Annotated in this window: 28 protein-coding genes; 2 read left to right on the forward strand and 26 right to left on the reverse strand. The window is 52.9% G+C overall.

Annotation, left to right across the window (positions count from 1 at the left end; translation table 11 throughout):
* Positions 1-95: 95 nt before the first annotated feature.
* The 8 genes from JRF57_02585 to JRF57_02620 form a co-directional block, all read right to left on the reverse strand.
* On the reverse strand, positions 96-698 hold the full coding sequence (locus tag JRF57_02585; protein ID MBW2302580.1) for an ATP synthase F0 subunit B: 603 nt from the start codon (positions 696-698) through the stop codon (positions 96-98).
* Positions 695-1,126 (reverse strand): hypothetical protein, encoded by a 432-nt coding sequence (locus JRF57_02590; protein ID MBW2302581.1) that lies wholly within the window; start codon positions 1,124-1,126, stop codon positions 695-697. Before JRF57_02590 ends, JRF57_02585 begins: the two co-directional genes overlap by 4 nt.
* A gap of 26 nt (positions 1,127-1,152) precedes the next feature.
* Positions 1,153-1,401, reverse strand: a complete 249-nt coding sequence (gene atpE, locus JRF57_02595) for an ATP synthase F0 subunit C (GenBank protein ID MBW2302582.1) — start codon at positions 1,399-1,401, stop codon at positions 1,153-1,155.
* 39 nt (positions 1,402-1,440) lie between these two features.
* Positions 1,441-2,412, reverse strand: coding sequence for an ATP synthase F0 subunit C (gene atpE, locus JRF57_02600; GenBank protein ID MBW2302583.1), 972 nt, complete (start codon positions 2,410-2,412; stop codon positions 1,441-1,443).
* A 4-nt stretch (positions 2,413-2,416) separates the two neighbouring features.
* Positions 2,417-3,091, reverse strand: coding sequence for a F0F1 ATP synthase subunit A (gene atpB / locus JRF57_02605; GenBank protein ID MBW2302584.1), 675 nt, complete (start codon positions 3,089-3,091; stop codon positions 2,417-2,419).
* An 11-nt stretch (positions 3,092-3,102) separates the two neighbouring features.
* Positions 3,103-3,498, reverse strand: a complete 396-nt coding sequence (locus JRF57_02610; GenBank protein ID MBW2302585.1) for an ATP synthase subunit I — start codon at positions 3,496-3,498, stop codon at positions 3,103-3,105.
* A complete protein-coding gene (locus JRF57_02615) occupies positions 3,482-3,688 on the reverse strand; it encodes an AtpZ/AtpI family protein (protein ID MBW2302586.1) in 207 nt (68 codons plus the stop codon). The genes JRF57_02610 and JRF57_02615 overlap by 17 nt, the downstream gene beginning before the upstream one ends.
* A gap of 261 nt (positions 3,689-3,949) precedes the next feature.
* A complete protein-coding gene (locus tag JRF57_02620; GenBank protein ID MBW2302587.1) occupies positions 3,950-4,411 on the reverse strand; it encodes a YbhB/YbcL family Raf kinase inhibitor-like protein in 462 nt (153 codons plus the stop codon).
* Positions 4,412-4,790: 379 nt separating this feature from the next.
* On the opposite strand from JRF57_02620, the gene JRF57_02625 reads away from it, so the two are divergent.
* Positions 4,791-5,060, forward strand: coding sequence for a TIGR04076 family protein (locus JRF57_02625; protein MBW2302588.1), 270 nt, complete (start codon positions 4,791-4,793; stop codon positions 5,058-5,060).
* Positions 5,061-5,196: 136 nt separating this feature from the next.
* Positions 5,197-5,730, forward strand: a complete 534-nt coding sequence (locus JRF57_02630) for a cyclic nucleotide-binding domain-containing protein (protein MBW2302589.1) — start codon at positions 5,197-5,199, stop codon at positions 5,728-5,730.
* 22 nt (positions 5,731-5,752) lie between these two features.
* On the opposite strand, the gene moaC is transcribed toward JRF57_02630, so the two are convergent.
* From moaC to JRF57_02720, 18 genes are all read right to left on the reverse strand, one after another.
* Entirely contained in the window at positions 5,753-6,190 is a 438-nt protein-coding gene (moaC, locus tag JRF57_02635; protein MBW2302590.1) for a cyclic pyranopterin monophosphate synthase MoaC, read from the reverse strand.
* A gap of 85 nt (positions 6,191-6,275) precedes the next feature.
* Positions 6,276-6,632 carry a molybdenum cofactor biosynthesis protein MoaE gene (locus JRF57_02640; protein ID MBW2302591.1) on the reverse strand — a complete coding sequence of 119 codons (357 nt, stop codon included), beginning with the start codon at positions 6,630-6,632 and terminating at the stop codon, positions 6,276-6,278.
* 10 nt (positions 6,633-6,642) lie between these two features.
* On the reverse strand, positions 6,643-7,920 hold the full coding sequence (locus JRF57_02645; protein ID MBW2302592.1) for a glutamyl-tRNA reductase: 1,278 nt from the start codon (positions 7,918-7,920) through the stop codon (positions 6,643-6,645).
* A complete protein-coding gene (ccsB, locus tag JRF57_02650) occupies positions 7,917-8,756 on the reverse strand; it encodes a c-type cytochrome biogenesis protein CcsB (protein ID MBW2302593.1) in 840 nt (279 codons plus the stop codon). Before ccsB ends, JRF57_02645 begins: the two co-directional genes overlap by 4 nt.
* A gap of 117 nt (positions 8,757-8,873) precedes the next feature.
* Complete coding sequence (locus JRF57_02655; GenBank protein MBW2302594.1) at positions 8,874-9,545, reverse strand: bifunctional precorrin-2 dehydrogenase/sirohydrochlorin ferrochelatase; 672 nt, start codon at positions 9,543-9,545, stop codon at positions 8,874-8,876.
* Between the two features lie 38 nt (positions 9,546-9,583).
* Positions 9,584-10,741, reverse strand: a complete 1,158-nt coding sequence (locus JRF57_02660; protein ID MBW2302595.1) for a radical SAM protein — start codon at positions 10,739-10,741, stop codon at positions 9,584-9,586.
* Between the two features lie 76 nt (positions 10,742-10,817).
* Entirely contained in the window at positions 10,818-11,285 is a 468-nt protein-coding gene (locus JRF57_02665) for a hypothetical protein (protein MBW2302596.1), read from the reverse strand.
* A 22-nt stretch (positions 11,286-11,307) separates the two neighbouring features.
* Positions 11,308-12,210: an RsmB/NOP family class I SAM-dependent RNA methyltransferase gene (locus JRF57_02670; protein MBW2302597.1), complete on the reverse strand. Its 903-nt coding sequence runs from the start codon at positions 12,208-12,210 to the stop codon at positions 11,308-11,310.
* A 61-nt stretch (positions 12,211-12,271) separates the two neighbouring features.
* The gene (locus tag JRF57_02675; GenBank protein ID MBW2302598.1) at positions 12,272-13,420 is read right to left on the reverse strand and encodes an acyl-CoA dehydrogenase; all 1,149 of its coding nucleotides are present in this window, start codon (positions 13,418-13,420) and stop codon (positions 12,272-12,274) included.
* A gap of 114 nt (positions 13,421-13,534) precedes the next feature.
* Positions 13,535-14,083 carry a helix-turn-helix transcriptional regulator gene (locus tag JRF57_02680; GenBank protein ID MBW2302599.1) on the reverse strand — a complete coding sequence of 183 codons (549 nt, stop codon included), beginning with the start codon at positions 14,081-14,083 and terminating at the stop codon, positions 13,535-13,537.
* A 34-nt stretch (positions 14,084-14,117) separates the two neighbouring features.
* Entirely contained in the window at positions 14,118-14,405 is a 288-nt protein-coding gene (locus JRF57_02685; GenBank protein ID MBW2302600.1) for a hypothetical protein, read from the reverse strand.
* Positions 14,406-14,477: 72 nt separating this feature from the next.
* Positions 14,478-15,443 carry a methylmalonyl Co-A mutase-associated GTPase MeaB gene (gene meaB / locus JRF57_02690; protein ID MBW2302601.1) on the reverse strand — a complete coding sequence of 322 codons (966 nt, stop codon included), beginning with the start codon at positions 15,441-15,443 and terminating at the stop codon, positions 14,478-14,480.
* Positions 15,444-15,445: 2 nt separating this feature from the next.
* A complete protein-coding gene (locus JRF57_02695) occupies positions 15,446-15,856 on the reverse strand; it encodes a cobalamin B12-binding domain-containing protein (protein ID MBW2302602.1) in 411 nt (136 codons plus the stop codon).
* Between the two features lie 94 nt (positions 15,857-15,950).
* Positions 15,951-17,636 carry a methylmalonyl-CoA mutase family protein gene (locus tag JRF57_02700; GenBank protein ID MBW2302603.1) on the reverse strand — a complete coding sequence of 562 codons (1,686 nt, stop codon included), beginning with the start codon at positions 17,634-17,636 and terminating at the stop codon, positions 15,951-15,953.
* 71 nt (positions 17,637-17,707) lie between these two features.
* The gene (locus JRF57_02705; GenBank protein ID MBW2302604.1) at positions 17,708-18,859 is read right to left on the reverse strand and encodes an acyl-CoA dehydrogenase family protein; all 1,152 of its coding nucleotides are present in this window, start codon (positions 18,857-18,859) and stop codon (positions 17,708-17,710) included.
* Positions 18,860-19,531: 672 nt separating this feature from the next.
* Positions 19,532-20,317 (reverse strand): enoyl-CoA hydratase/isomerase family protein, encoded by a 786-nt coding sequence (locus JRF57_02710; protein ID MBW2302605.1) that lies wholly within the window; start codon positions 20,315-20,317, stop codon positions 19,532-19,534.
* A gap of 101 nt (positions 20,318-20,418) precedes the next feature.
* Entirely contained in the window at positions 20,419-21,702 is a 1,284-nt protein-coding gene (locus JRF57_02715; protein MBW2302606.1) for an acetyl-CoA C-acetyltransferase, read from the reverse strand.
* A 119-nt stretch (positions 21,703-21,821) separates the two neighbouring features.
* Complete coding sequence (locus JRF57_02720; protein MBW2302607.1) at positions 21,822-23,012, reverse strand: acetyl-CoA C-acetyltransferase; 1,191 nt, start codon at positions 23,010-23,012, stop codon at positions 21,822-21,824.
* Positions 23,013-23,065 lie beyond the last annotated feature (53 nt).

Here is a 23,065-nt window from a genome sequence, read left to right on the forward strand (position 1 = left end):
AAAAGGCCCTGTCTTATTCTCGGATAAGATAGGGCCTTCATAAACTTTAAGGCACAAATAAGTTGAAACTAGAAAACCAGTAAGTGATCCTCTCTCTATTTCAACTGGCCGGGCGTCGCCTGGAGATCAAGGATAAACTGGTTGAACAGGTTCTCGTTGTCTTTTTCCGTGATACTTTTGGTCAGTTTTTCTTCAACAAGGTTAATGGCGATATCCACGAGTTCATTGGAAAGAGATTTCCGGGCATTTTCAATCTTGTTTTTTGCATAGTTATGGGCTTCTTCGATCATCTTTTCGGCCAATTCACGACCTTCCTTGATGATCCTTTCCTTCTCCCGCTCGGCCATTTTAAGGATGTTGTTCTGTATCTCTTCGAGGTACTTGTCCACTTCCTTCATCTTTTCCGCTTCTGCATCCCGTAAGGCCTGGATCTGTTCCTTCTGCCGTTGAATACTTTCAAATTCCTCAGCAATCTTGTCCCTGACCCCTCGCAAATAATTTATCAAGGGTGTTTTCCCATATTTAAGAAAAAGAAAGACAAGAATGCCGAAATTGACGAAAAGCATCACGTTGTCATAGATTTTCCGGGCCGTGGACCTGCCTTCTGCAGCATAAGCGTCTGGAACAAAGAGGGAATAAAGCACCACCCCGACCAGAAAAATAAGGGCCAGAATGTATTTCCTGGAAATAGGTTTCAACCTGCACTCCTCCTGCCCATAACTTTAATCATGATCTCCTCGGCCAGTGATGCCGCCTCATTCGACAAGAGGGGTTGCATTTCCTTGACTTCCCTCTCGGCCTCACTGTCAGCCTTGGCCCTAATAGAGGTCACCTTTTCCTGGGATTCTCTCAGGTATTCATCGACCTTGCCAAAGGCCTGGCTTCGGATCTCTTCCCGCTTGAGGAGAGCCTCCTTTCGGGCATTTGCCTGGACTGAGACGAATTCTTTTTTCAGGCGTTCCGTCTCCTGTTCAAGCTCAAGGATCTCCCCCTGAATCTTTTCGACATATTCCTTTCGATCATCGATCAGTCTCATGATCGGTTGAATCATGATCCGATTCAGTATGAACACCAGGATCAAGAAATGGATCACCTGGACAATAAGGGTAGTGTTGATGCTTATCATGATTTTCCGTAGTGTTTATAGCCGGTTTACACCACAAAAAGAAGCAACAAGGCAACGACCAGGGAATAGATACCGGTTGATTCAGAAACGGCCTGTCCGACGAGCATCGTTCTTGTCAAAAGGCCGGCTTCCTGAGGTTTTCTTCCGATCGCCTCGCAGGCCTTTCCCGCGGCAAATCCTTCACCAACTCCGGGACCAATCGCTCCAAGACCCATTGCGAGTCCAGCGCCGAGCAGGGCCAATCCTTTGATGAAATCAGGACCACTAATATCCATTTGCCTTCCTCCTTATAGAGATATAAAGATTTTTTAAAATTAGATCATCACGATGAGTAACAATGCAACGATGAGAGAATAAATACCGGTGGACTCGGCAACGGCCATACCCACCAACATGGTTCTACTCAGCACACCCGTCAGAGGGGGATTTCTGGCGATCCACTTGACCGCCAGGGAAGCGGTGATTCCCTCACCGATACCCGGACCAATGCCTCCAAAACCCATGCAGACACCGGCACCGAGTAAGGCCATGGAACTCGTCAGTGAATGGTTTTCCTTGAAACCGTAAAACAAAAGCATAAGGCTGATGAGAAATCCGTAAATAGCAGTCGATTGTGCGACCCCGAGCCCTACGAGCATGGTCCGGTTTGTAGCGGAGATCGTCTCATGATTGCGGGCAACCCCGCGAACTGCCTCCATAGCGGTGATACCGTTTCCGATTCCGGGACCTATGGCAGAGAGCCCGGTCGATAGTCCCGCCCCAAACACAGCGGCCCACCCTGGATAAAGAGGAATGGAACTCAAATCGAGGAACAGCAGTAAAAAAGCGATCACCATTCCGAAAATAGCGGGCGTCTGGCAGACGGCCGAACCGACGAGCATGGTAGTAAGAATCTTGTTGCTGCTGGCGGGCTGGCGCACGATCCCGAAACATGCGGTTCCCGCTGGCAGGCCGGCTCCTACTCCGGATCCGATGGCCGACAATCCCATAGCCAAACCGGCACCGATGGACGCCCATGCGACCAGCATATTCGTTGAACCGGGTTTCATGAAAAGCAGAAGGATGGATACCACAAGGGCGAATATGGCCGCGGACTCTGCAATGGCCTGTCCAACGAGCATGTTTTTAATGACGTCACCCGACTTTTCGGGCCGAAAGGAGAGCGCTTCGTTGGCCTTTCCCGCCGCATAACCTTCGCCAAGGGCCGCCCCTATGGCCCCGAATCCTATGGCCAATCCTGCTCCAAGGTAAAGAGATGCCCGTATGTATGTAATCGATTCCAGCATTTGCCTACTTGACCTGTAGTGATATGTAAACAAGGGTTAGCATGGTGAACACAAAGGCCTGAATACTGCCGACAAAAAGACCGAAAAATAAAACGAGAACCGGTGGGAGTACCAACTGGTATACCAGGCTGGAGACCACCAGAATAATAATCGATCCGCCCATGATGTTTCCATAAAGACGGAAAGATATGGAAACCACCTTCGCGAGTTCGCCTATCACGTTCAAAGGGGCCATGAAGAATATGGGTTGAAAATACTCCTTGGAATACTCCTTGAATCCCTTGACCTTGATGCCTGAGTAATGGGCGATAAAGAATCCGAGTATCCCCAGCCCCAGCGGTGTATTGAGGTCCTTGGTGGGTTCGCTCAATTTAGGGATGATTCCCAGCCAATTGCAGAGCAGGAGGAACATGAAAAGAGTGCAGATCATCGGGAAAAATTTCTTGGCCAGCTTTTCCCCAAGCGCGTCCTTTGACAAGTCATAAAATGCGTTGATAAGCATTTCAGCAACGACCTGGAAAGGATTGGGAAGAAAATCCGCCTTTCTTGCGGCAAGGAAACCGAAAAGGATCAAAGCACCCATCACGATCCAGGTCATGATGATGGTTTGGATATTGAAGACCAGATTCAGTCCGAATAACTTGTAGGCGAGTTGTGGGAGGTGAGTTATTTCGTCCATATGATACCACCCTAATGAGAGCGATTTTCCGGTTTGGGTTTCATGAATACGTAATCGAATAAAGTGACCATTTGGATTCCAAAGATACCGACCACGGTCGTGACAAAACTGAATGACGGCGATTTGATCGCCAAGACAAGGGGAACCGCCAGAATCGCATATCTCCCCAATATGGATGTCAACCCAATCAGACTTGCCTGTGCACGGGACCTTCCGATAGTCAAAGGAATGGTTTGTCCGATAAGCAGAAAGTTGACGACACTGAACAGCGTACCCAGGACAAGGCCCTTGGCGAGCGCTTTTTCATGGATGGCGAGGAAGAAAAAGGCGATTAATAGGGCCCCCAGCATGGCCCTGGAGCAAATCCTTTTCTGGACTTGTATGACTTCGCTATCTCTCTTCTTCATCCTGAGATTCGTCTTTTTCTTCTTCGGCGATTTCCATAATCTGCCGGAAGGCCGTGTACCCGCCCCCTACAATTCCCAGCAAAATGAAAATCGTGATGAAGAGCCCTTTGGTCTCAAGCCATTTATCGAGATAATAACCGATCGCAAAGCAAAAGAGTATTGACCCGGCCATGGTCAGACCCAGCTGCATGACCAGGTTCAGATCCTCCAACCACTTCCTGTTCTTCTTAAAATCGAAAAATATTGTATTCTCTCAATATTTTCAGTAAGTTGGGCTCACCCTGAAAGGCTTTCCCAAAGTTGTGGGCTCATCTATAATTCAATACTGAGAATCTGTCAAGGCCAAAAATGGCCGCTTCCCTTGCCTATCGGGAGGTTCTAGGCCGTATCCCCATAAATGGAAACAATGGCTCGGATTGAATTCAAAACAGTTGGTTCCTTTCGAACCACCTTATTGTCTCTTGTACCTTCCCATGAGTTCACCCTGGGCCAGGATGTGTCCTTCCACGGCCTTCATCAACTCCCCTTTTGACAGGCCCGGCCCCATCTCCATCGGGGTATCCAACGCGAAGATCTTGAAATAGTAACGATGGGTTCCACCTGGAGGGCAAGGGCCGCCATAGCCATACCGCCGGAAATCGTTGATTCCGTGCTTTGCGCCGTTTTCAAGGACCTCTGTATCAGGTATCCCTTCCGGGAGTTTTTGAAGATCCGGGGGCAAACCATAAAGAACCCAGTGGACCCAGGTTCCCATGGGAGCGTCCGGATCATCGCAGATCAGGGCAAGGCTTTTGGTTCCTTCAGGAACGCCGGACCATGCCAGGGGTGGAGAAATATCCTTTCCGTCACAGGTGTACTGCCTCGGAATCATTCCGCCCTCTTTAAAGGCACTGCTTGTAATTTCTATTTTCATGCCCTTTCCTCCTTTTTTTTCCGATGGATTTCCCTCCCGTGGAGTTCCCGCAAAAAAAATCAATATCGCCAGGCAAACTCCCAATAAACCTAAGCTCTTACATTTCATGACCCTCTCCTATCGGATGCGGTTCCCTATAAAATCTGTGATGAATTTCCCATTTTAAGATTTATAATCCTATTTCTCTTACACTTCAAATTATCCTTCACCGAAAAGGACGCAGGGTTGAAAAGGCTGTTCCGTTACTCTGTCCCGCCTTTCTTCGCCGGGGTTTTTCAATTTACAGGCAAGCGCTTTTCCGCTAATGTCAGAAACAGTATGGAAACAAGCTCACCTACTGGATTTCCTCGTCTTTTTCCTTAAAAAGGAGGTCTTCACCATGGCCACCCATCCGAAAGGCATAAAGTCCGTGAAAGGAAAAATCGTCTCTGTAAAGGGGGAGTGTAGCGCAGGGCACAGGGCCGGGGATATCCTGGAAATAAGTTGCTGGGATACGGGCGGTCTTTGCGGTTTTTTCTACCATGATATCTTTCCGACCCTGAACGTAATGCAGTTCGGCGGCCGCTATCCCTGGGGACCTGCCGACGAAATGGTTCTTGAATGTCCCGACCGCAAGAATCTGGTCACCCTCAAAATCTGGAAGGAATAATTGGATCAACCGGGTGCGTAAGGCGCTTGAAGTACAAGAGGTACGTTTGCGCGCCTTGCGGCCTTGCACCTTCGGCAAACTTGGCAATTGCATAATCTGGATTCAACTCCGATTGCACGAATCTGGAGGAATTCCGATGAGAGTCGCAGATTACCTCAAGGAAGACGAGAAAATCATTGAAAAACTGAGAGAGCTTCCTCCTCTCAAACCATTTGCCGACCAGGACCTGCGGGGGATCCTTGAGTTGAGCACAATCATGAAATACCCGCCCGGGTCCATGATCATCGAGGAAGGGCAATACGACAATCGCATCTATTTCCTGATTTCCGGAAAGGTCGGTATCCAGAAGCAAGGCAAGACCATCGCATTCCTTCAGCGGAAGGGAGACATGTTCGGCGAGATGGGAATCATCGACGGTTCACCCCGATCGGCATCCATCCTTGCCGTGGATGAAACCGCCTGCCTGGTGGTGGACATTTCTTACATGGACAGGCTGGACGGCCTGGACAGGATAATTTTCAGGGGCATCCTATATCGCGTATTTGCAGAGATTCTTGCCAGCCGCTTGAGAATGGCGGATGCCGAACTAGCGCGAACCAAACAGGAGAACACGAAACTCCGCGCTGAGCTAGAGGCACTGGCGGGTCGATCCCGCGACAGCAAGCCGTGACAAGGTAAGGGGGAGGAAGCCTTCACCTGGTTTCTTTCTCTTTTTTCAACACACAGATCTCTTCAATTTTGGTGTGGGGATACTGGCCCTGGTCGTCCTTTTCAAGATACTTGACCATGTCCCACAGGGTATTCAGGGCCACCGATACCCCGACAAGGGCCTCCATTTCCACACCGGTCCTTGCCTGGGCCTTCACCACACATTTTACCTCTACACGCTCCTCGGAAACCTGGAACTCAAAATCGACCGTATCCAAGGGAATCTGGTGGCAATGGGGCACGAGGATGTGGGTCTGTTTCGCGGCGTTCATCCCGGCCACCTCAGCCACCTGGAGTGGATCACCCTTTTTGATCTCACCTTTCCGGATCTTTTGGATCGTATCCCTTGACAACAGGATTCTTCCAGCAGCCTCCGCCCTGCGGCGTATCACCGGCTTTTCCGTGACATCAACCATTCCCATGGCAAAACCCCTCTTAACTCCGAAGTATGATTATCGAATGCCCTGAAACCAACCCGACACAATGCCTTTAAAAGGCACCAAGGATTCATGCAAAGTGCTCTTTTTTCCGGCTGGCCTCGGATTTGATCCGGTTGACCGCCTCCATGAGGGCCGTGAAAACATGCTCCCGAATATCCCCGGCAACGGCCACAAAAAGGATCTCCTCCCCGATTGTAAGGTACCCTTCATTAACATCAGCCACAACATCAACAATGCCCTCTTTCCTTCTGATTTCATTTAATATTTTCGATAGGATATTATGATCATACTTCACCTCCACTCCCCTGACCTCCCGGCCGTTCCTCGAAGTGCCTCTCACGATGCCGAGATGGCTGGCGATCATCCCGATTCGGCTGGCATCGGGGTGGTTTTTCAACTGTTGAATCATCCCAGAAATATCCATTCTCTTTTCCTTAATTATCTTCTTGATCAAGATTGAATAAGGTCCGCGCCATATCCAGATAAAGGTCCCTGGATGGCCTTTCGGCCTTTCGTTTCAGGACGAGTATGGGATCGTTGATAATCTTCTCCGTGATGGAAACGGTGAGGGTCTCGATCGCCGATCTTTGCTCAGGCGATAATCCCTCCAGGCTCCCCAGGCTCTTTTTCAACTCGTTCCTACGAATTCGCTCCGCCTTCTCTTTCAGGGAGATAATGGTTGGGACCACCGCCAAAGTCTTGAGCCATTTTTCGAACTTCAAGACCTCTTCCCGGACAATCCGTTCCGCCTTCACGGCCTCCTGCCGGCGTTGTTCCATATTGAGTTCTGTGACACTGCGAAGATCGTCGATATCGTAAACATAGACGTTTTCCAAGGTATTCACCTTCGGATCCACGTCCCTGGGCACCGCGATATCAATAAAAAAGAGAGGGCGGTTTCGCCGCTTTCTCAGGCTCCCCTTTACAAGATCGTGCTCGATCACGTATCCTCTGGAAGCCGTCGAAGTGATCACGATATCCACCTCAAGGATCTGAGGACCGATCTCCTCGAAGGAGACGGCTTCTCCACCAAAGGCCTTGGCCAAGCCTACGGCCCTTTCAAAAGTTCGATTGGCCACACGGATGGAACTGCAACCCTGCCTCATAAGATGCCTGGCCGCCAGCTCTCCCATCTCCCCGGCGCCTATCAAGAGAATCGCCTTGTCCTGGAGTTCGTGAAAAATCTTCTTGGCCAATTCCACGGCCGCATAGCTGATGGATACAGCTGCATCGGATATACCGGTCTCAGTTCTGACCCGCTTGGCAACGTGAAAGGCCCTGTGCATGAGACGATTCAAGATCACCCCGGAGGTCTTTTCCCGGGTGGCCTGAAAATAGGCCTCTTTGATCTGTCCGAGGATCTGGGGTTCTCCCAGGACCATAGAATCAAGACTGGAAGCAACTCTGAAGATATGGCGAACCGCCTCCATATCCTCATGAATATAAAGCATCCCGGTAAATTCTCCCTCCGGGATTCCCCCAAGGCGCGCCATGAGGGAGATCATTTGGCGACGGGCCTCATCAGGCCGGGGCGTAATGCAGAACATTTCCACCCTGTTGCAGGTGGAAACAAACAGACCCTCACTGACGCATGGGAGGTTCCTGAAGGATTCAAGGACCCTGAAGGATGTCGTCTCCTCCCTTGCAAGGCATTCCCGCACTTCCACCGGGGCGGTTTCGTGGTTGATGCCGATGTCTAGAAACTTGATCATGGCGTCATTCCGCCCCTCAGGGTTTTGAAGCTGTGGTAGTCGCTCAGCCACAGGCTGGCACCAACAAAGGTGAAAATCAAGACCATGAATGCGGCGATGGAGAGGATCGCGGCCCGGCGCCCGCGCCAGCCCACCGCCAGTCGTTCATGGAGCAATGTGGCATAAAAGAGCCAGGTGATCAGGGACCAGATTTCCTTGGGATCCCATCTCCAATAGCTCCCAAGGGCGTACTGTGCATAGATCGCCCCTGTGACCATCCCCACGGTCAAGAGAGGGAAACCATAGATCAGGGTATAATGGTTAACGGCATCCAATGTTGCCAGGGAAGGCAGTCGGTTGAAAAAACCGCCGAATTGCTTTTTCTTGATCTGACGTTCCTGAATCAGGTACATGATCGCCGCCAGGAAAGTCAGGGCGAATATGCCGTTGCCCATGAAAATCGTTCCCACGTGGATGGTGAGCCAGAGGCTTTTGTACATGGGCTTTACGATCGCCTCTCCTCCGGGAAGGGCGGAAGATACGATCAAAAGGCAGGCTGCAAGAGGAGTGGCAAAGGAGCTTAAAACCATCAACTTGAACCGGAGCTGAAAAAGGAGACAGGCCCCGATCACGGCCCAGGCGAAAAAAACCAGGCTTGACTTCAGGGTCAAAACGGGTGCCGCCCCAAGATCATAATAGCGAAGTCCCAAATAAAGGGTCAAAACGGCGAAGCCCGAAAACAGGATGCGATATGACCACCGGTATATCACCTTCCGCTGTGTGACTATATGAACAACGAAGCCACCCGCTGCGAACAGGACCAGGGCAAGGGCCAGACCGAGGAAAAATTGGGTCATCTCACACCCCTTCCTTTGAAACCCATATATTTCGAGCGAAAAAGGTTCATTCCATCCAGAATCCCCGGTTTAAAAAAGGGAAGGATGCACACCGACCCCTCGCCCAGGCCGGGCATGTTATCCGGAAGCAGCCATGCGGCGGACATCCTCTGCAGAGAAGCGGGCATCCAGCAACTTGTTCAGCAGGGACGTCAGTTCATCCCACTTCTGTTCCCTGAGGTAATCCAATACGGGAGAATAAACGATGCCCTGGAAAATCCGCTTGTTTTCCTCCCCGGTGCGTCCCCTGGCGAGGACCACTTCCCGAAGACTTGCCAGCAGGTTCAATAAGGACTCATACTCCGGACCGAAGAGGGCCTCCAGATCCTCCCTCACCTTCTTGGCCATTGCAGGACTCTTCCCGGAGGTGGAAACGGCTATGCACAGGTGCCCCCTTCGAAGAATAGACGGGACAATGAAGTTGCAATCAGCGGGTTGATCCACGGCGTTGACCAGGAGTCCCTTTTTCTTCGCGACCCGGCTCACCAACCGGTTGAGGTTCGGGTCATCCGTTGCAGCAATCACCACGAAAACGCCTTCCAGGAGAGTATCGGAAAAATCCTCACCAAGGTAAGTTATCTTCCCCTCCCGGACCCGTTGATCAAGGTCCGAACTCAATTCCTTTGAAACAACGAGGACCTTGGCACCGTATTCAAGTAAAGTGGCGATTTTACGTTCCGCCACCTTTCCCCCTCCCACCACGAGAGCGGTCTTTCCTTGCAGGTCCAAACAAATCGGGTAATAGAACATAAGATATCATCCTGAAGGGAGAAAGGATCAGCTCCTGGTCAAATGTACTGATCCACCATATCCCTTATATATTCCTCCACTGCCTCCCTTCCTCCCTTTGATTCCAACTCGCTTACGAGATTTTCAATCTTTTTGTAAGTTAAGGGATCACGATTCAAATCGTCCGTGGAACGGTAAGCGCCTCCTCTTCTTCCCACCCTGTAAATAAGGCGCTCCCTGTCGGGAAGCTCTTGGTATCTCCGTATGACGTCCAGCATCTTTTCCTTGTCCTGGGGGAGCTTCCCGGTCACTTCCTCGAGGAGATTCATGATATGGTCGCTTGTCACCATGCTGGTGATACCATCCAGGTGCTCGATGAATACCCTGATTTCTTCCGCAAGCATGTCATCGGTCTGCATCTTGAATTCGCCGGACTTCAGCTTTTCAAATAAAGGGACCCTTTCCGGTACCCGAAGGCTCCTCAGGCGAATAAAATGGGGGTTGATCTGGTTCAGGACCCGGGCGGATTCCACGGCGTGCTCCCGCCACATATCCTGGCCTCCCAGCCCGGGCATGACATACTCCGAGAGCTCCAGGCCGGATTCCATGACTTTACGTCCGGCATCAATGTGGCGGTCGGCGGAAACTCCCTTCTTGACAAACTTCAAAACCGGATCATAGCCGGATTCCATGCCGACGTGGACCCTGTCAAGGCCGGCTTCCCGAAGCCGAATGAGTTCATCCAGGCTTTTCCTATGGATCGTACGGGACCTGGAATAGGTGGTCACCCGGGTGATTTCAGGGAATTTCTCCCTTAAAAACACCAGGACCTCCACCAGATCATCCGTTTTCATGATCAAGTTATCCGCGTCCTGCAGGAAACAGGAACCCGTCCCGTAGTAAAGCCAGGCAGCAATGCTCCTGTAATGATCGCCGAGGTTGGGGTCCCCGAAGATACGGCTCACCACCTCTTCGTCAACGCGGCCGCTGCTTCCAAGCCTCCAGGAAAGGGCCTTGATGTCATCCGCAATATCCCGGGCCGCCTGGATGTCTTCTTTTATTTCCTGGACCGACCTCAGGGAGAACTTCTTTTTCTTGTAAACGGGACAAAAAAGGCATTGGTTCCAAGGGCAATTTCTGGTCACCCTGATAAGAAGACTCCTCGCCTCGTTCGGAGGCCGGATGGGGCCTTGTTCAAAACAAAGCTGCTTTCCCATGGTCCATACCCGTGCTTCAACTTCGCTTTTACCATTCCCGAAAAGAACCGGGATGCTTCCACCATACTCACACCGATCAAGGGCCCCGGGATCCCGGACTGTCACCACTCCCGGTGTGTTGCCCGCTGGATCTATCCCCCCCGATCAGGAATTTCAGATCTTTCTTTGGTAATTGAGAGAGGACCGTGCCGTTCGCGTAGAATCCAAGGCCCAGAGCGCGTCCCTTGTAACGGAGAATTACATAGCCCTTTTCCACGGCCAGATCGGCTTCGATCCGTTCTCCGGAGGCCAATCTGTAAAGCTGGTCCTTTGAAATTTCCAGGACGGCCTTCCGGGCCTTTTTACCAAAGACCTGAATCAGCCGTGTGGTAGGTTTGATGAACCCGCCTACCCGATTAAAGGCCCGCATACCCGCCAAGGAAATTTTCAAGCGTCGGGCCATTTCCAGCAAAGGAGAGTCCTTTAACAGCCACCAGCTCTTTCCTTTCCTCAGCAGCACATAGCCTTCGAATACCTTCCTGGGAATCCCGAATCGATCCTCCATATAGGTAACGACGGCTTCCCTGTCAAGCTTTCCTGCCGATTCGGGCCATGAAGAATCCCACCGAGTCCACCCGGTGGGGATAGAGTCGGACGGCGTATCGGACATCCTTTTCATATCTTTTTCCCTTCCATTCCTCGATTCCGGGTTCGCCGGGGAGGTCCAGATGGATGGGCAACAGTGCGGCATCCCTGTTCTTCAACAGGAAATCCACCACTGCTTCGTTTTCCTCCGGGTTGTAAGTGCAGGTGGAATAAACCATCTCTCCCCCCGGCCTCAAAAGGTCGAACCCCCTCAAGAGAATCCTTTTCTGAACTTCCGGGAGTTTCTTTTCTTTCTTCCCAAGCCGATGAAAAACCTCCCTTCCGGTCGAACGGAAGCGTCCTTCTCCGGAACAGGGGACATCGGCCAGCACGTAATCAAACCGATTTCTAAGGGGAAATTCCTGCGCCTGGTATGCGGTGATGACGGCGTTCAATACACCGAGCCGCGCCAGGGTATGAGCGAGGGGGACGTGCCGGGTCCAAAATAACTCATTGGCTATGATGATACCACTGTTTTCCATGAGTTGCGCCAATTGGGACGTTTTTCCACCGGGGGATGCGCACATGTCCAAAACAAAGGAACCTGGTGCCGGGTCCAACACGAGGGGCGGGAGACAGGAAGTAAGGGCCTGTGGATGGATGTATCCAAGGAAATATTCCAACAGATTGCCCGGAGAATCCAGGTTTCGGGCTAAAAAAAGGGTATCGGTCCAGGGAAGGCTCTGTTCAAGCTGGACACCCTCTTCTTCCAAAAGGAAAAGAAGAGCGTCTGGATCGATCTTGAGGCTGTTGAATCGGAGGTGTACAGGGAGAGGTTTCCTGAGAGATGCCTGGAAAAGTGGAAAATCCGGTATAATATCCGCATATTCACAAAAAAGGTCCATATGGGTCGATAGTTCTGTATTTCAATTTCATCAGCGAACCGATTCCACGGCCCCTTGCTTATTATCCCTTTCGGCCGATAACGTGATTGGCGATCACCTTGCGTTGAATCTCCGAAGTCCCCTCATAGAGGGTAAAAACCCGGGCGTCCCGGTAATAGCGCTCCACCGGATATTCCTTGATATATCCATAACCACCGTGGATCTGAAGGGCTGTGTAAGCCACCCTGTTGGCCATTTCAGAGGCATAGACCTTGGCCATGGATGCGGCGGCCGTGAAAGGCTCCCCCCGATCCTTCATGGCCGCTGCATTGAAGGTCAGGAGCCGCGCAGCCTCTATCTGCGTCGCCATGTCGGCTATCATCCAGCGAATACCCTGAAACTGGGAAATGGGCCGGTTGAATTGTATCCTCTCCTTGGCATAGCTCACGGCCGCGTCAAGGCAGGCCTGGGCCAGACCCACGGATTGCGAAGCGATACCGATTCGGCCCCCGTCCAGGGAAGTCATGGCGATAATAAAGCCATCCCCCTCCACTCCAAGCAAGTTTTCAGCAGGCACCCGGCAGTCCTCGAAAATGAGTTCAGTGGTATCGGAGGCCCGCAAACCCATCTTGTCCTCTTCCTTACCCACGATAAAGCCCGGGGTCCCCTTTTCCACGACAAAGGCGCTGATACCCTTATGTTTTTTTTCTCTGTCCGTATAAGCCGTTACAACGGTCACATCTGAGTTCTTTCCCGTGGTTATGAAGGTTTTCCTGCCATTGATGATATAACTGTCTCCGTCCCTGACCGCCTTTGTCTTCTGGCTTGCTGGGTCGGATCCCGCACCGGGTTCCGTGAGCGCGAAGGACCCAATTTTTTGCCCGGATGCCAAAGGCTTGAGGTAGGTCTCCTTCAGGTAATCCGATCCAAAAAGGTAGATAGGCCCGCATGCCACGGAATTGTGAACCGACATGACAACCGCGGTGGAGGCACAGGCATAAGCCACTTCCTGAAGGGCCAGGGAATAGCTCACGGTATCCACCCCGGCACCCCCGTACTCGACCGGGACATTCATCCCCATCAGTCCCAGTTCACCCATCTGTCTAAGAATCTCCCGTGGAAATTCCCTTGTTTTGTCTCTTTCCGAAGCGGTGGGCATGATCTCGGACCTGGCGAAATCCCTGACCATAGCCTGGATCATCTTTTGTTCCTCGGTAAGTTGATAGGCCATCCCCCAAACCTCGCTTTTTTTCTTCAATCGAAAGGGTTGCCGTTGAAAGTCTGCACCGTCCGTCCCCGGGCCGGATCCAGTGCTCCCTTAGGCCGGCGCAAGATCCATTTCCGCTCAGGGAGTATAAAGCACTACGAGGAGTTCCGCTTTTTCCTCGCTCAGGTTTCTGAGCTTATGTACCACGGCGGAGTTGAAGTGGAGAGATTGATCGGGACCAAGGATATTTGAATTTTCTCCCACCTTGACCTCGATCTTCCCCTTCAGAACGTAGATAAACTCCTCCCCCGCATGTCGATAGCTGACTCCCTCATGGTGGGAAAGAGGGTCGATGAACACCTTGAACGCCTTCAAGTGCTTGTGACGGGCCTCTGGGGTAAGGGTCCTGTATGAATAGGCCTCGGTTCTCCGCTGGTAGGCCTGATCGGAAGTTTCCTCGGCCTGCTTTTTTTCTTCCTGGAGCAGGATTCCCGAATCAATGCCGAGGGCCTTGGAAAGCTGCAGCACTACGCCGACCGGGGGCAGCACTTCTCCTTTTTCCACCTGAGAGATATATTGAGTGGTAAGGCCTGTCTCATTGGCCATGTGCTTCAAGGTCAACTTCCTGTCCCGTCTCAATCTCATCAGCCTCTTTCCGAGAGGCATACTTTTTTTCCGTGCCGCCATGTCGTTTTCTCCATCAAAAAAAGTTTAAATCTTTTTATGATTGATCTCCGCCGCCAACCCCGTCCCCTTTGCCGTCATCCGGGGCCCGGAGAGTTGCGATCCCTTTCAAAACAAAACCGATGATAAGAACGGCGCTGATAAGAATAATCAGATTGGATGCGAAAAAGGTCATGACGAAAAACGCCGGGTCCTTCAAATTGTAAGCCGCCACCAGGAGATGGACGCCGAAAAAGAGAAAAAAACAGCCAGCCAGGATCAGGATCACCTGCCGGGTCCACCAGGCGAAAGCCGTTATGCCGAGCCTATCGTTGTTCTCATTCATGGGCTGTTAGAAAAACGAACCTAAACTGAGCGTTTCAAAATTTTGATGAGACCTTTTATTTATGGATGGATACTATCTAGTGCCCGCGAGGATCTTGATTACGAGCTCGTCGCACACGCTGTATGGGTCTTCCTTTCCCTGAAGCACCGCCTCCACGGCCCGGTCGAAATCCCCCTTTTCACGGATTCGAGAGAGGCCTTCCTCAATCAACCGACTCTTGATCATGTCAGCAAGCTCCGACTCCACCCTTGCCCGTTTTTTTTCCTGATCCCGAGGACCGGGAGTCTCTTCAAGGTGTTTCCGGTGTCTCTCGATCTCCTCGAGCAGTTCCTCTGTTCCTTTGTCAAAGAGGGCTTCCGTCTTGAGAATCGGAGGAATCCAGTGGGCCTCTTCTCTTTGGGCTCGTCCCATCTCGATCATCTGGCGAAGCTCGTTGTAAGTCTTGTCGGCTCCTTCACGGTTCGCCTTGTTGATCACGAAGATATCCGCCACCTCCAAGATTCCCGCCTTTATGGCCTGAATGTCATCCCCCATTCCCGGAATCACGACCACCACTGTCGTCTGGGCATTCCGCACCACGTCCACTTCGTCCTGGCCCACGCCGACGGTTTCCACCAGGATATAATCCTTTCCCATGGCGTCCAGCACGGTGATGGCGCTGCGGGTGGACTGTGTGAGACCGCCGAAGTGTCCGCGGGTGGCCAGGGATCGAATGAACACTCCCTCGTCCAGGCTGTGCCGCTGCATCCGGACCCTGTCCCCGAGAATGGCCCCGCCACTGAAAGGGCTGGTAGGGTCCACCGCTAGGACACCCACTGTCTTGTCCCTCTTTCTCAGATGAGTAATCATCTGGTCCACTAGGGTACTCTTTCCCACTCCCGGCGCCCCTGTGATTCCGACCACATAACCTTTTCCTGTATAAGGGTAAAGGGCCTTGAGAGTTTCCCTGACATACGGCACCCCGTCGTCGATATCGCGGATCAGGCGTGCAACGGCCCTTATGTCGCCGGCGACGACCTTTTCAACGGCATCTCCCATTCCTATTCAGACCTCGCTTTCACGTTTTCCCTGACCCATTGAACGATCTCCGTCAAAGGGGACCCTGGTGTGAATATTTCCTTGATCCCCGCCTCCTTCAGCCGCGGGATGTCTTCTTCCGGAATAATTCCGCCTCCGCACACGACGATGTCATCCGCCCCCTTCTCCTTTAACAGATCCACGACCCTGGGAAATAAATACATGTGGGCCCCGGCCAAGCTGGAGAGTCCGATCATATCCACGTCCTCCTGGATGGCGGCCTCTACGATCTCTTCCGGTGTCTGGTGGAGCCCCGTATATATGACCTCGAATCCCCCATCCCTGAAGGCCCTGGCGATGATACGGGCTCCCCGGTCGTGTCCGTCCAATCCCGGTTTAGCAACCATTACCCTAAGTCGCCGCTCCCTCTGCATGGTTCCTCCCTCAAGGTTTTCTCACTCAAAACGAGACTTTTGAAAAACGCATCCTTAAGCCCTAAAACCGCTTCAACCCGGGATATTGAAGATGTCAATAGGTTCCGGGATCCCTGTATTCTCCGAATACCGCTCTGAAGACATCGCACACTTCCTGGAGCGTGGCATGGGCCTTGACAGCATCAATAATGAACTCCATGACGTTCTCCCCGCCGCTGCAAGCCTCGCCGAGTCTCTCCAGGCATTCCCGGACCCGCTTGTTATCCCGGTCATTCTTTATTCTCTGGGTCTTCTCGATCTGGAGTCTTTCCAGTTCCTCGTCGATCTCCAGGATCTCCACGGGCAGCCTCTCCTCGCTCGTGTACTTGTTGACCCCGACGACCGTCCTCTCCTTTTCATCGATCTGTTTCTGGTAATGGTAGGCCGCATCAGCGATCTCCTGCTGGGGGTAATTCCTTTCGATAGCGGCCAGCATCCCCCCCATGTCGTCGATCTTCCGGATGATCTCAAAGGCTTCTTCCTCTAGTTGGTCCGTCAGGGCCTCCACTAAGTAGGATCCACCCAATGGATCGATGGTATTAGCAACCCCGGACTCCTCGGCGATGATCTGTTGGGTGCGCAGGGCGATGGTAGCGGCCTCCTCGGTGGGAATGGCGAGGACCTCGTCCAGAGAATTGGTATGGAGAGACTGGGTCCCTCCCATGACTGCTGCCAAGGCCTCAAGGGTGGTCCTGACGATGTTGTTGTAAGGTTGCTGGGCCGTAAGGGAACACCCGGCCGTCTGGGTATGGAAACGCAGCCACCAGGAGCGCGGGTCCTTGGCCTTGAAACGCTCCTTCATGATCTTTGCCCACATTCTTCTCGCCGCCCGAAACTTGGCGATTTCCTCGAAAAAATCCAGGTGTGAATTGAAAAAGAATGAAAATCTCGGTGCAAAGGAATCCACGTCAAGGCCCCTCTCGATGGCCGCCTCCGTGTATGCGATACCGTCAGCGAGGGTGAAAGCGAGTTCCTGCACGGCCGTTGATCCCGCCTCCCTGATATGATATCCGCTGATGCTGATCGTATTCCATTTAGGCACCTCCTTGGTCCCGAATTCAACGGTATCAGTGATGAGGCGAAGTGACGGTTTGGGGGGACACATGAAGGTCTTCTGGGCGATGAATTCCTTGAGCATGTCATTCTGAATGGTGCCGCCGATGTCTTTCCGGGAAATCCCGCGATTTTCCGCCATTGCGATGTACATCCCCCAAATAACAGGGGCTGGAGGATTGATGGTCATAGAGGTAGTAATCCGCTCAATGGGAAGCCCCTCGAAAAGATCTTCCATATCCACGAGGGTATCGATGGCGACCCCGCATTTTCCACACTCTCCCCTGGCCTTCGGGGAATCCGTGTCATAACCCATAAGGGTAGGCATATCAAAGGCAGTGGAAAGTCCGGTCTGTCCGGCCTTTACAAGATGATGAAAACGCCTGTTGGTATCCTTGGCCGTTCCGAGTCCGGCAAACATTCGCATCGTCCATAGGCGGCCTCGATACATGGAGGGTTGAACCCCCCTGGTGAAAGGATAAGATCCAGGGAACCCGATGTCCCTCGAAAAGTCCTGGGACTTGACATCCAACGGTGTATAGATCCGCCGGATTTCCCGATCGGATACGGTGGAAAATCGCTTGAGCCTTTCAGGCCTTTCAGAAAAGACCTGCTCCAGCTTTTCCGACCACTTCTCCTCCCCCCTTTTTAACTCAGACATGATCTCCTGGTTGTACGTCAATGCCATGTCTTTCCCTCCTGCCTTGGACTCTGGGTGTCTGTTGATCCCGGGGCCTGGAATCGCCCCCGATTCAAGGCCTACAATTTACCAAGAAGGGCGCTGGCTATAGTATTTTTCTGGATCTCCTTGGTCCCCTCATAGATTTCCATGATCTTGGCATCCCTGTAAAAGCGCTCCACCTCATATTCCAGCATGTAACCGTATCCTCCAAGGAGTTGGATCGCCTCATCCGCCACCTCCACTGCGACCCTTCCTGCGTACATCTTGGCCATGGAGGTGAGTTTCGGATCGATTCTTCCCTGATCGAAATTCCAGGCCGCCTTGTATACAACCAATCGGGCGGTCTCGATCTTCGTGGCCATGTCCGCCAACTTGTGCTGGGTCACCTGGAATTGAGCGATTTTCTTTCCGAACTGGCTCCTCTCCTTGGTATAGGCGAGGGCCCTGTCAAAGGCCCCCTGGGCAATCCCCAGGGCCTGGGCCGCGATTTCGATCCGGCTCTCATCGAAAAACTCGAGCACCTGATAAAAGCCCCGGTTTTCCTCCCCCACAAGATTATCAGCAGGCACACGGACGTCATTGAAAGAGAGTTCCGCGGTGGAGGTCATCTTGATCCCCATTTTTTCCCCCACCTCCTCGGCGCTGTAACCCGGGGTGTCCCTTTCCACCAGGATAACAGATTGGCCCCGGTAGGTGGGTTGGACCTTTTCGTCAGTCTGGCACAAAACTACTGCGAAATTGCTGATGGTTCCGTTGGTGATAAAGGTTTTGCCGCCGTTGATGACGTATTGGTCACCCTCTCGTACCGCGGATGTATTCAGATAGGTGATGTCACTTCCATGATCCGGTTCGGTGAATCCTCCACTCGAAATGGCCTCTCCTCTTGTAATGGGGATGAGATATTTCTTCTTCTGCTCCTCGGTCCCGAATCTCAGGATGATCTCAGAGGCAAAATCAGACAGGCTCAGAGCAATCCCCAGGCCGGAATCCCCGCGGCAGAACTCTTCCACCACGAGGGCGTTTTCCAGGATTCCATAATCCTGGCCGCCGTATGCCTCGGGGTAGTGAATTCCCACGAAACCCAGTTCACAGGCCTTCTTCCAGATTTTAGTAGGAAAGGAATGATTCCGCTCATGTTCAAGGGCGATTTCCTTGTCGAACTCCCCCTTTGCAAAATCCCTTGCCGCTGATTGAATGGCTTCCTGCTCGCTGTTCAATTTGAAATCCATGGATTGCCTCCCCGTTTTTGTTTTTCATTCGCCTTCGCCAGGATACCCTGTAGCTTGTGCTACAAGGAGGAATGGCGGCAGTTCCGTCTCAATGCCGCTCAAGATTCCCTGCTGCCTATAGCGGAGAGCTTCATTCTGAAGCGGTATTCCAGCCGCCATTTCCAGGAGTCAGGGCAATAAGGCTTCCCCCAGGTCCTTCCGGCCTGTTCAGATTCCTTGTCCATGGGGAGCCCCTGGGTCCTCCATGATACTTTCCTGCGCCAGGGTCCTGTTCGCTTCCATAACTGGAGCTGAAAGTCGTTCTTACTGAGGGACGCGCTGAAGCCTCCGATGAAAACGGTCCTGAGATCCCCTGGAAGTGAAGACTTTTCAAAGAAAACCGGAAAGTTGGAAAAGGTTCGGAGCTTAAAAAGAGCAAACGAAGGTGGAGTCTTCCGCTTATCCAAATCCGGCGGGAGAATCCTTCGGGATCGGAAACCGCCGATGTTCATTTGAGGACGAGTAAGAAAGCAGCGAAGATACTCTCTCCATAGCGGATGGCAGTGCTCCGGGGGCTCGTTTTTATGGAGGTTTCCCCCAGGAGAAGGGACCCCTGCCCTTCCCCTGGGGCTGATCAAGTCGGGTGGGAATTGATACATGGGATATCCGATGGTCACGAAACCGCGGATCCTTTCAGATCTCCCCCTTGAATTCCGGTTTTCTCTTCTCCAGAAAGGCACCCATACCTTCCTTGGCATCGGGGCTTGCAAAGCAAAGGCCGAAGGAATCCGACTCCATCTGGCAACCCCGCGACAGGTCCGTATCGAAACCCCGATCGATACATCGCTTGACCGCCCTCAAGGAAACCTTACCCTTGGAGGCGATGAGCTCAGCGGTCTTCATGGTCTCCTCCCAGAGCTTATCCGGAGGAAAAACTTTATTTACGAGGCCCATTTCCCAGGCCTCACGGGCGCTGATCATTGCTCCGGTCATGCACAGTTCCTTGGCCCTTCCTTTTCCTACCAAGCGTGCGAGCCTCTGGGTGCCACCGAATCCCGGCATGATCCCGAGATTGATCTCCGGTTGCCCGAATTTGGCATTCTCCGAGGCATAGATAAAATCGCAGGCCATCGCGATCTCGGTGCCGCCTCCTAGGGCAAAGCCGTTGACACAGGCAATCACCGGGATGGGGAGATTCTCGAGGCGTGCCAAGAGGGCATGTCCTTCCTGAGAAAACTGTAAGGCTCCAAGCGGCGAGAGGTTGACCATATAGGCGATATCGGCTCCAGCCACAAAGGACTTATCCCCTTCTCCAGTAAGAACCAACACTTTGATATCCTTATTTTTTTCAACCTCGGAGAGGGCTTCGTTGGTCTCTCTCAGCACATCAGGATTAATGGCGTTCAAGGCCTTGGGTCGATTGAACTTGAGGACAGCCACCGCCCCTTTGATTTCGAAAATGATGGTCTCATATGCCATGACGGTCTCCTCGTGAAAAAACGCCGGTCAAACCGGGGAGCACCCGAATTTAGAGGACGGGTGCTCCCCCTGCAGGGCGCGAATGAAATTCCATTGTGAAATTACACCTTCTCCAAAATCATCGCCATCCCCTGGCCACCGCCGATACAGAGAGCGGCCATACCAAGTTCCTTATCCAGTCTATGCATCAGGCCGGTAAGGGTTACGATGAGCCTGGCGCCGGTACAGCCTATGGGATGACCGATGGAAATCCCGCTTCCAACGAGGTTGGTTTTCTCGATATCCGCGTTCAATTCCCTCATGCAGGCGATGGCCTGGGACGCAAAGGCCTCGTTCAACTCGATGACTCCAATGTCATCGATGGTCATACCGGTCTTTTTCAGGACCTTTCTCACAGCCGGGATCGGCCCGGTACCCATGTAGGCCGGATCCACTCCCCCGGAGGCATAGGCCTTGATCTTGGCGAGGGGCTTTAACCCCAGGTCCTTGGCCTTCTCTTCGGACATCAGGAGGAGGGCCGCCGCGGCGTCGTTGATTCCCGAGGCGTTTCCGGCCGTGACCGTTCCATCCTTTTTGAATGCCGGCCTGAGCTTGGCCATCTTTTCAACGCTCGTGTCCATGGGCCTTTCGTCCGTATCGAACACAATGGGATCGCCTTTTCGCTGGGGGACTATAACCGGCACGATCTCATCCTTGAAATACCCCTTGGCGATGGCTTCCCGTGCCCGAGCATGGCTGAGGGCCCCCAGCTCATCCTGCTCCTGGCGGCTGATTCCATATTTTTCGGCTATATTCTCAGCAGTAATCCCCATGTGATAACCATAAAAGATCTCGAAGAGACCATCCAGGATCATCAGGTCGACGAGGTCCACGTTGTTCATCCTCGCTCCCCAGCGGGCGGCCGGGAGGGCGTAAGGAATCATGCTCATGTTTTCCTGTCCCCCGGCTAGAACGATTTGCGCATCGCCCGCCTTGATGGCCTGGGTTCCAAGGGCGATCGCCTTCATTCCCGAAGCACAAACCTTGCTCACGGTAAACACGGGGGTTTCCTTGGGAACGCCTGCGCTGATGGCCGCCTGCCGGGCCGGGTTCTGACCTACTCCCGCCGTGCAAACGTTTCCCATGATGACCTCGTCGATTTCAACAGGTTGAAGGGAATCTTCATAGTCGTACCCCTTCTTCTCCAGTTCAATCATTCCCTGGCCTTTTAACGCATCGGGCTCGTACTGGGTCATGTTTTCCGTGGCAACGGGGCGCAATCCGGCTTTCTTGAGCACCGCCTTCAGGGTCAGGGCCCCCAATTGAACAACAGGTGTCGTTTTCAAGGTCCCGCCGAAGGATCCTACAGGGGTCCTTGCCCCAGATACGATTACTACATCTCCCATAATACCTTCTCCTTTAAGTGGTTTATGTCTTTTTCAGCACAACTCACAATCTGTCCGGCCATTTTCCGGGACCGCACCTTGCAGATCGGCATCTCGGGGAATCATTGCATGGATATAGTTCAGGGCTCGTTGTGCACGATCAGGGTTACCGCCTCGCCCCCGCCCAGGCAAAGGGAGGCCTCCCCGATCTCCACCCCGGTCTCCTTCATGGCATAGATCAGAGTGGTGAGAACCCGTGCCCCGCTGGCTCCAATGGGATGCCCCAGAGCCACCGACCCCCCGTGAATGTTCACCTTTTCAGGGTCCAGGCCCAGTTCCCGGTTGATGGCAAAAGAAGAGGAGCTGAAGGCCTCGTTTATCTCGTGGAGCCCGATGTCCTGCAGTTCCAGCCCTGCCTTTTTCAAGGCTTTCGGGATGGAGATCAGCGGGGCCACGAGGACGTACTTCATGTCCAGGCCCCCGGCGGCCTGTGCCCCGACCCGGACCAAGGGCCGGCATCCCAGTTCTTTGGCCTTCTCTCTGGACATGAGCACCACTGCCGAAGCCCCGTCGGCGATCTTTGAAGAATTGCCCGCCGTGACCAGGCCGTCTTTCTTAAAGGCCGGTCTCAACCCAGCCAGGGCCTCCTTGCTGGTCCTGGGCTTTCTCAAGGGAATATCATCCGTGTCAAAAACCTTCGGATCTCCTTTCTTCGTGGGCACCTTAACCGGCACAATCTGATCCTTGAACTTCCCCCCCTCGATTGCAGCCCACGCCTTCTGGTAGGAATTCAAGGCGTGATCATCCATGTCCTGACGCGTCACACCGTATTTTTCAGCCACCAGTTCAGCGCTTTGCCCCATGTGGAAATCATTGACATGATCCCAGAGCCCATCGTGGACCATACCGTCTATCGCAGCCCCATGGTTCATTCTATACCCTGTCCGGGCCTTCGGCAAAAGGTAAGGGCAGAGGTTCATATTCTCCTGCCCGCCGGCTACCACTACATCGGCATCCCCGCATTGAATGGCCTGGGTCGCCATCATGACGGCTTTAAGCCCGGATCCGCAGACCTTGTTGACCGTGGTTGCCCCCACCTCCCAGGGAAGGCCGGCGCGGATCATGGATTGCCTGGCCGGATTCTGACCCAGCCCATGGGGAAGGACGCACCCCATAATAACTTCATCCACATTGTCCTTTTCGATCCCGGCCCTGCGGATAGCCTCTTGGATCACAAGCGCACCCAACTCCGTGGCCGTAACCGTGCTCAAGGAACCCGCAAAATCACCTATTGGCGTCCTGCATGCACTGACGATAACTACGTCCCTCATGTCACCTCCCAGGTACGATGTGCGGTTGGATACTTCTTGTTCTGTTTTCAAAA

The organism is Deltaproteobacteria bacterium (assembly GCA_019310525.1).
GTDB lineage: Bacteria > Desulfobacterota > DSM-4660 > Desulfatiglandales > HGW-15 > JAFDEE01.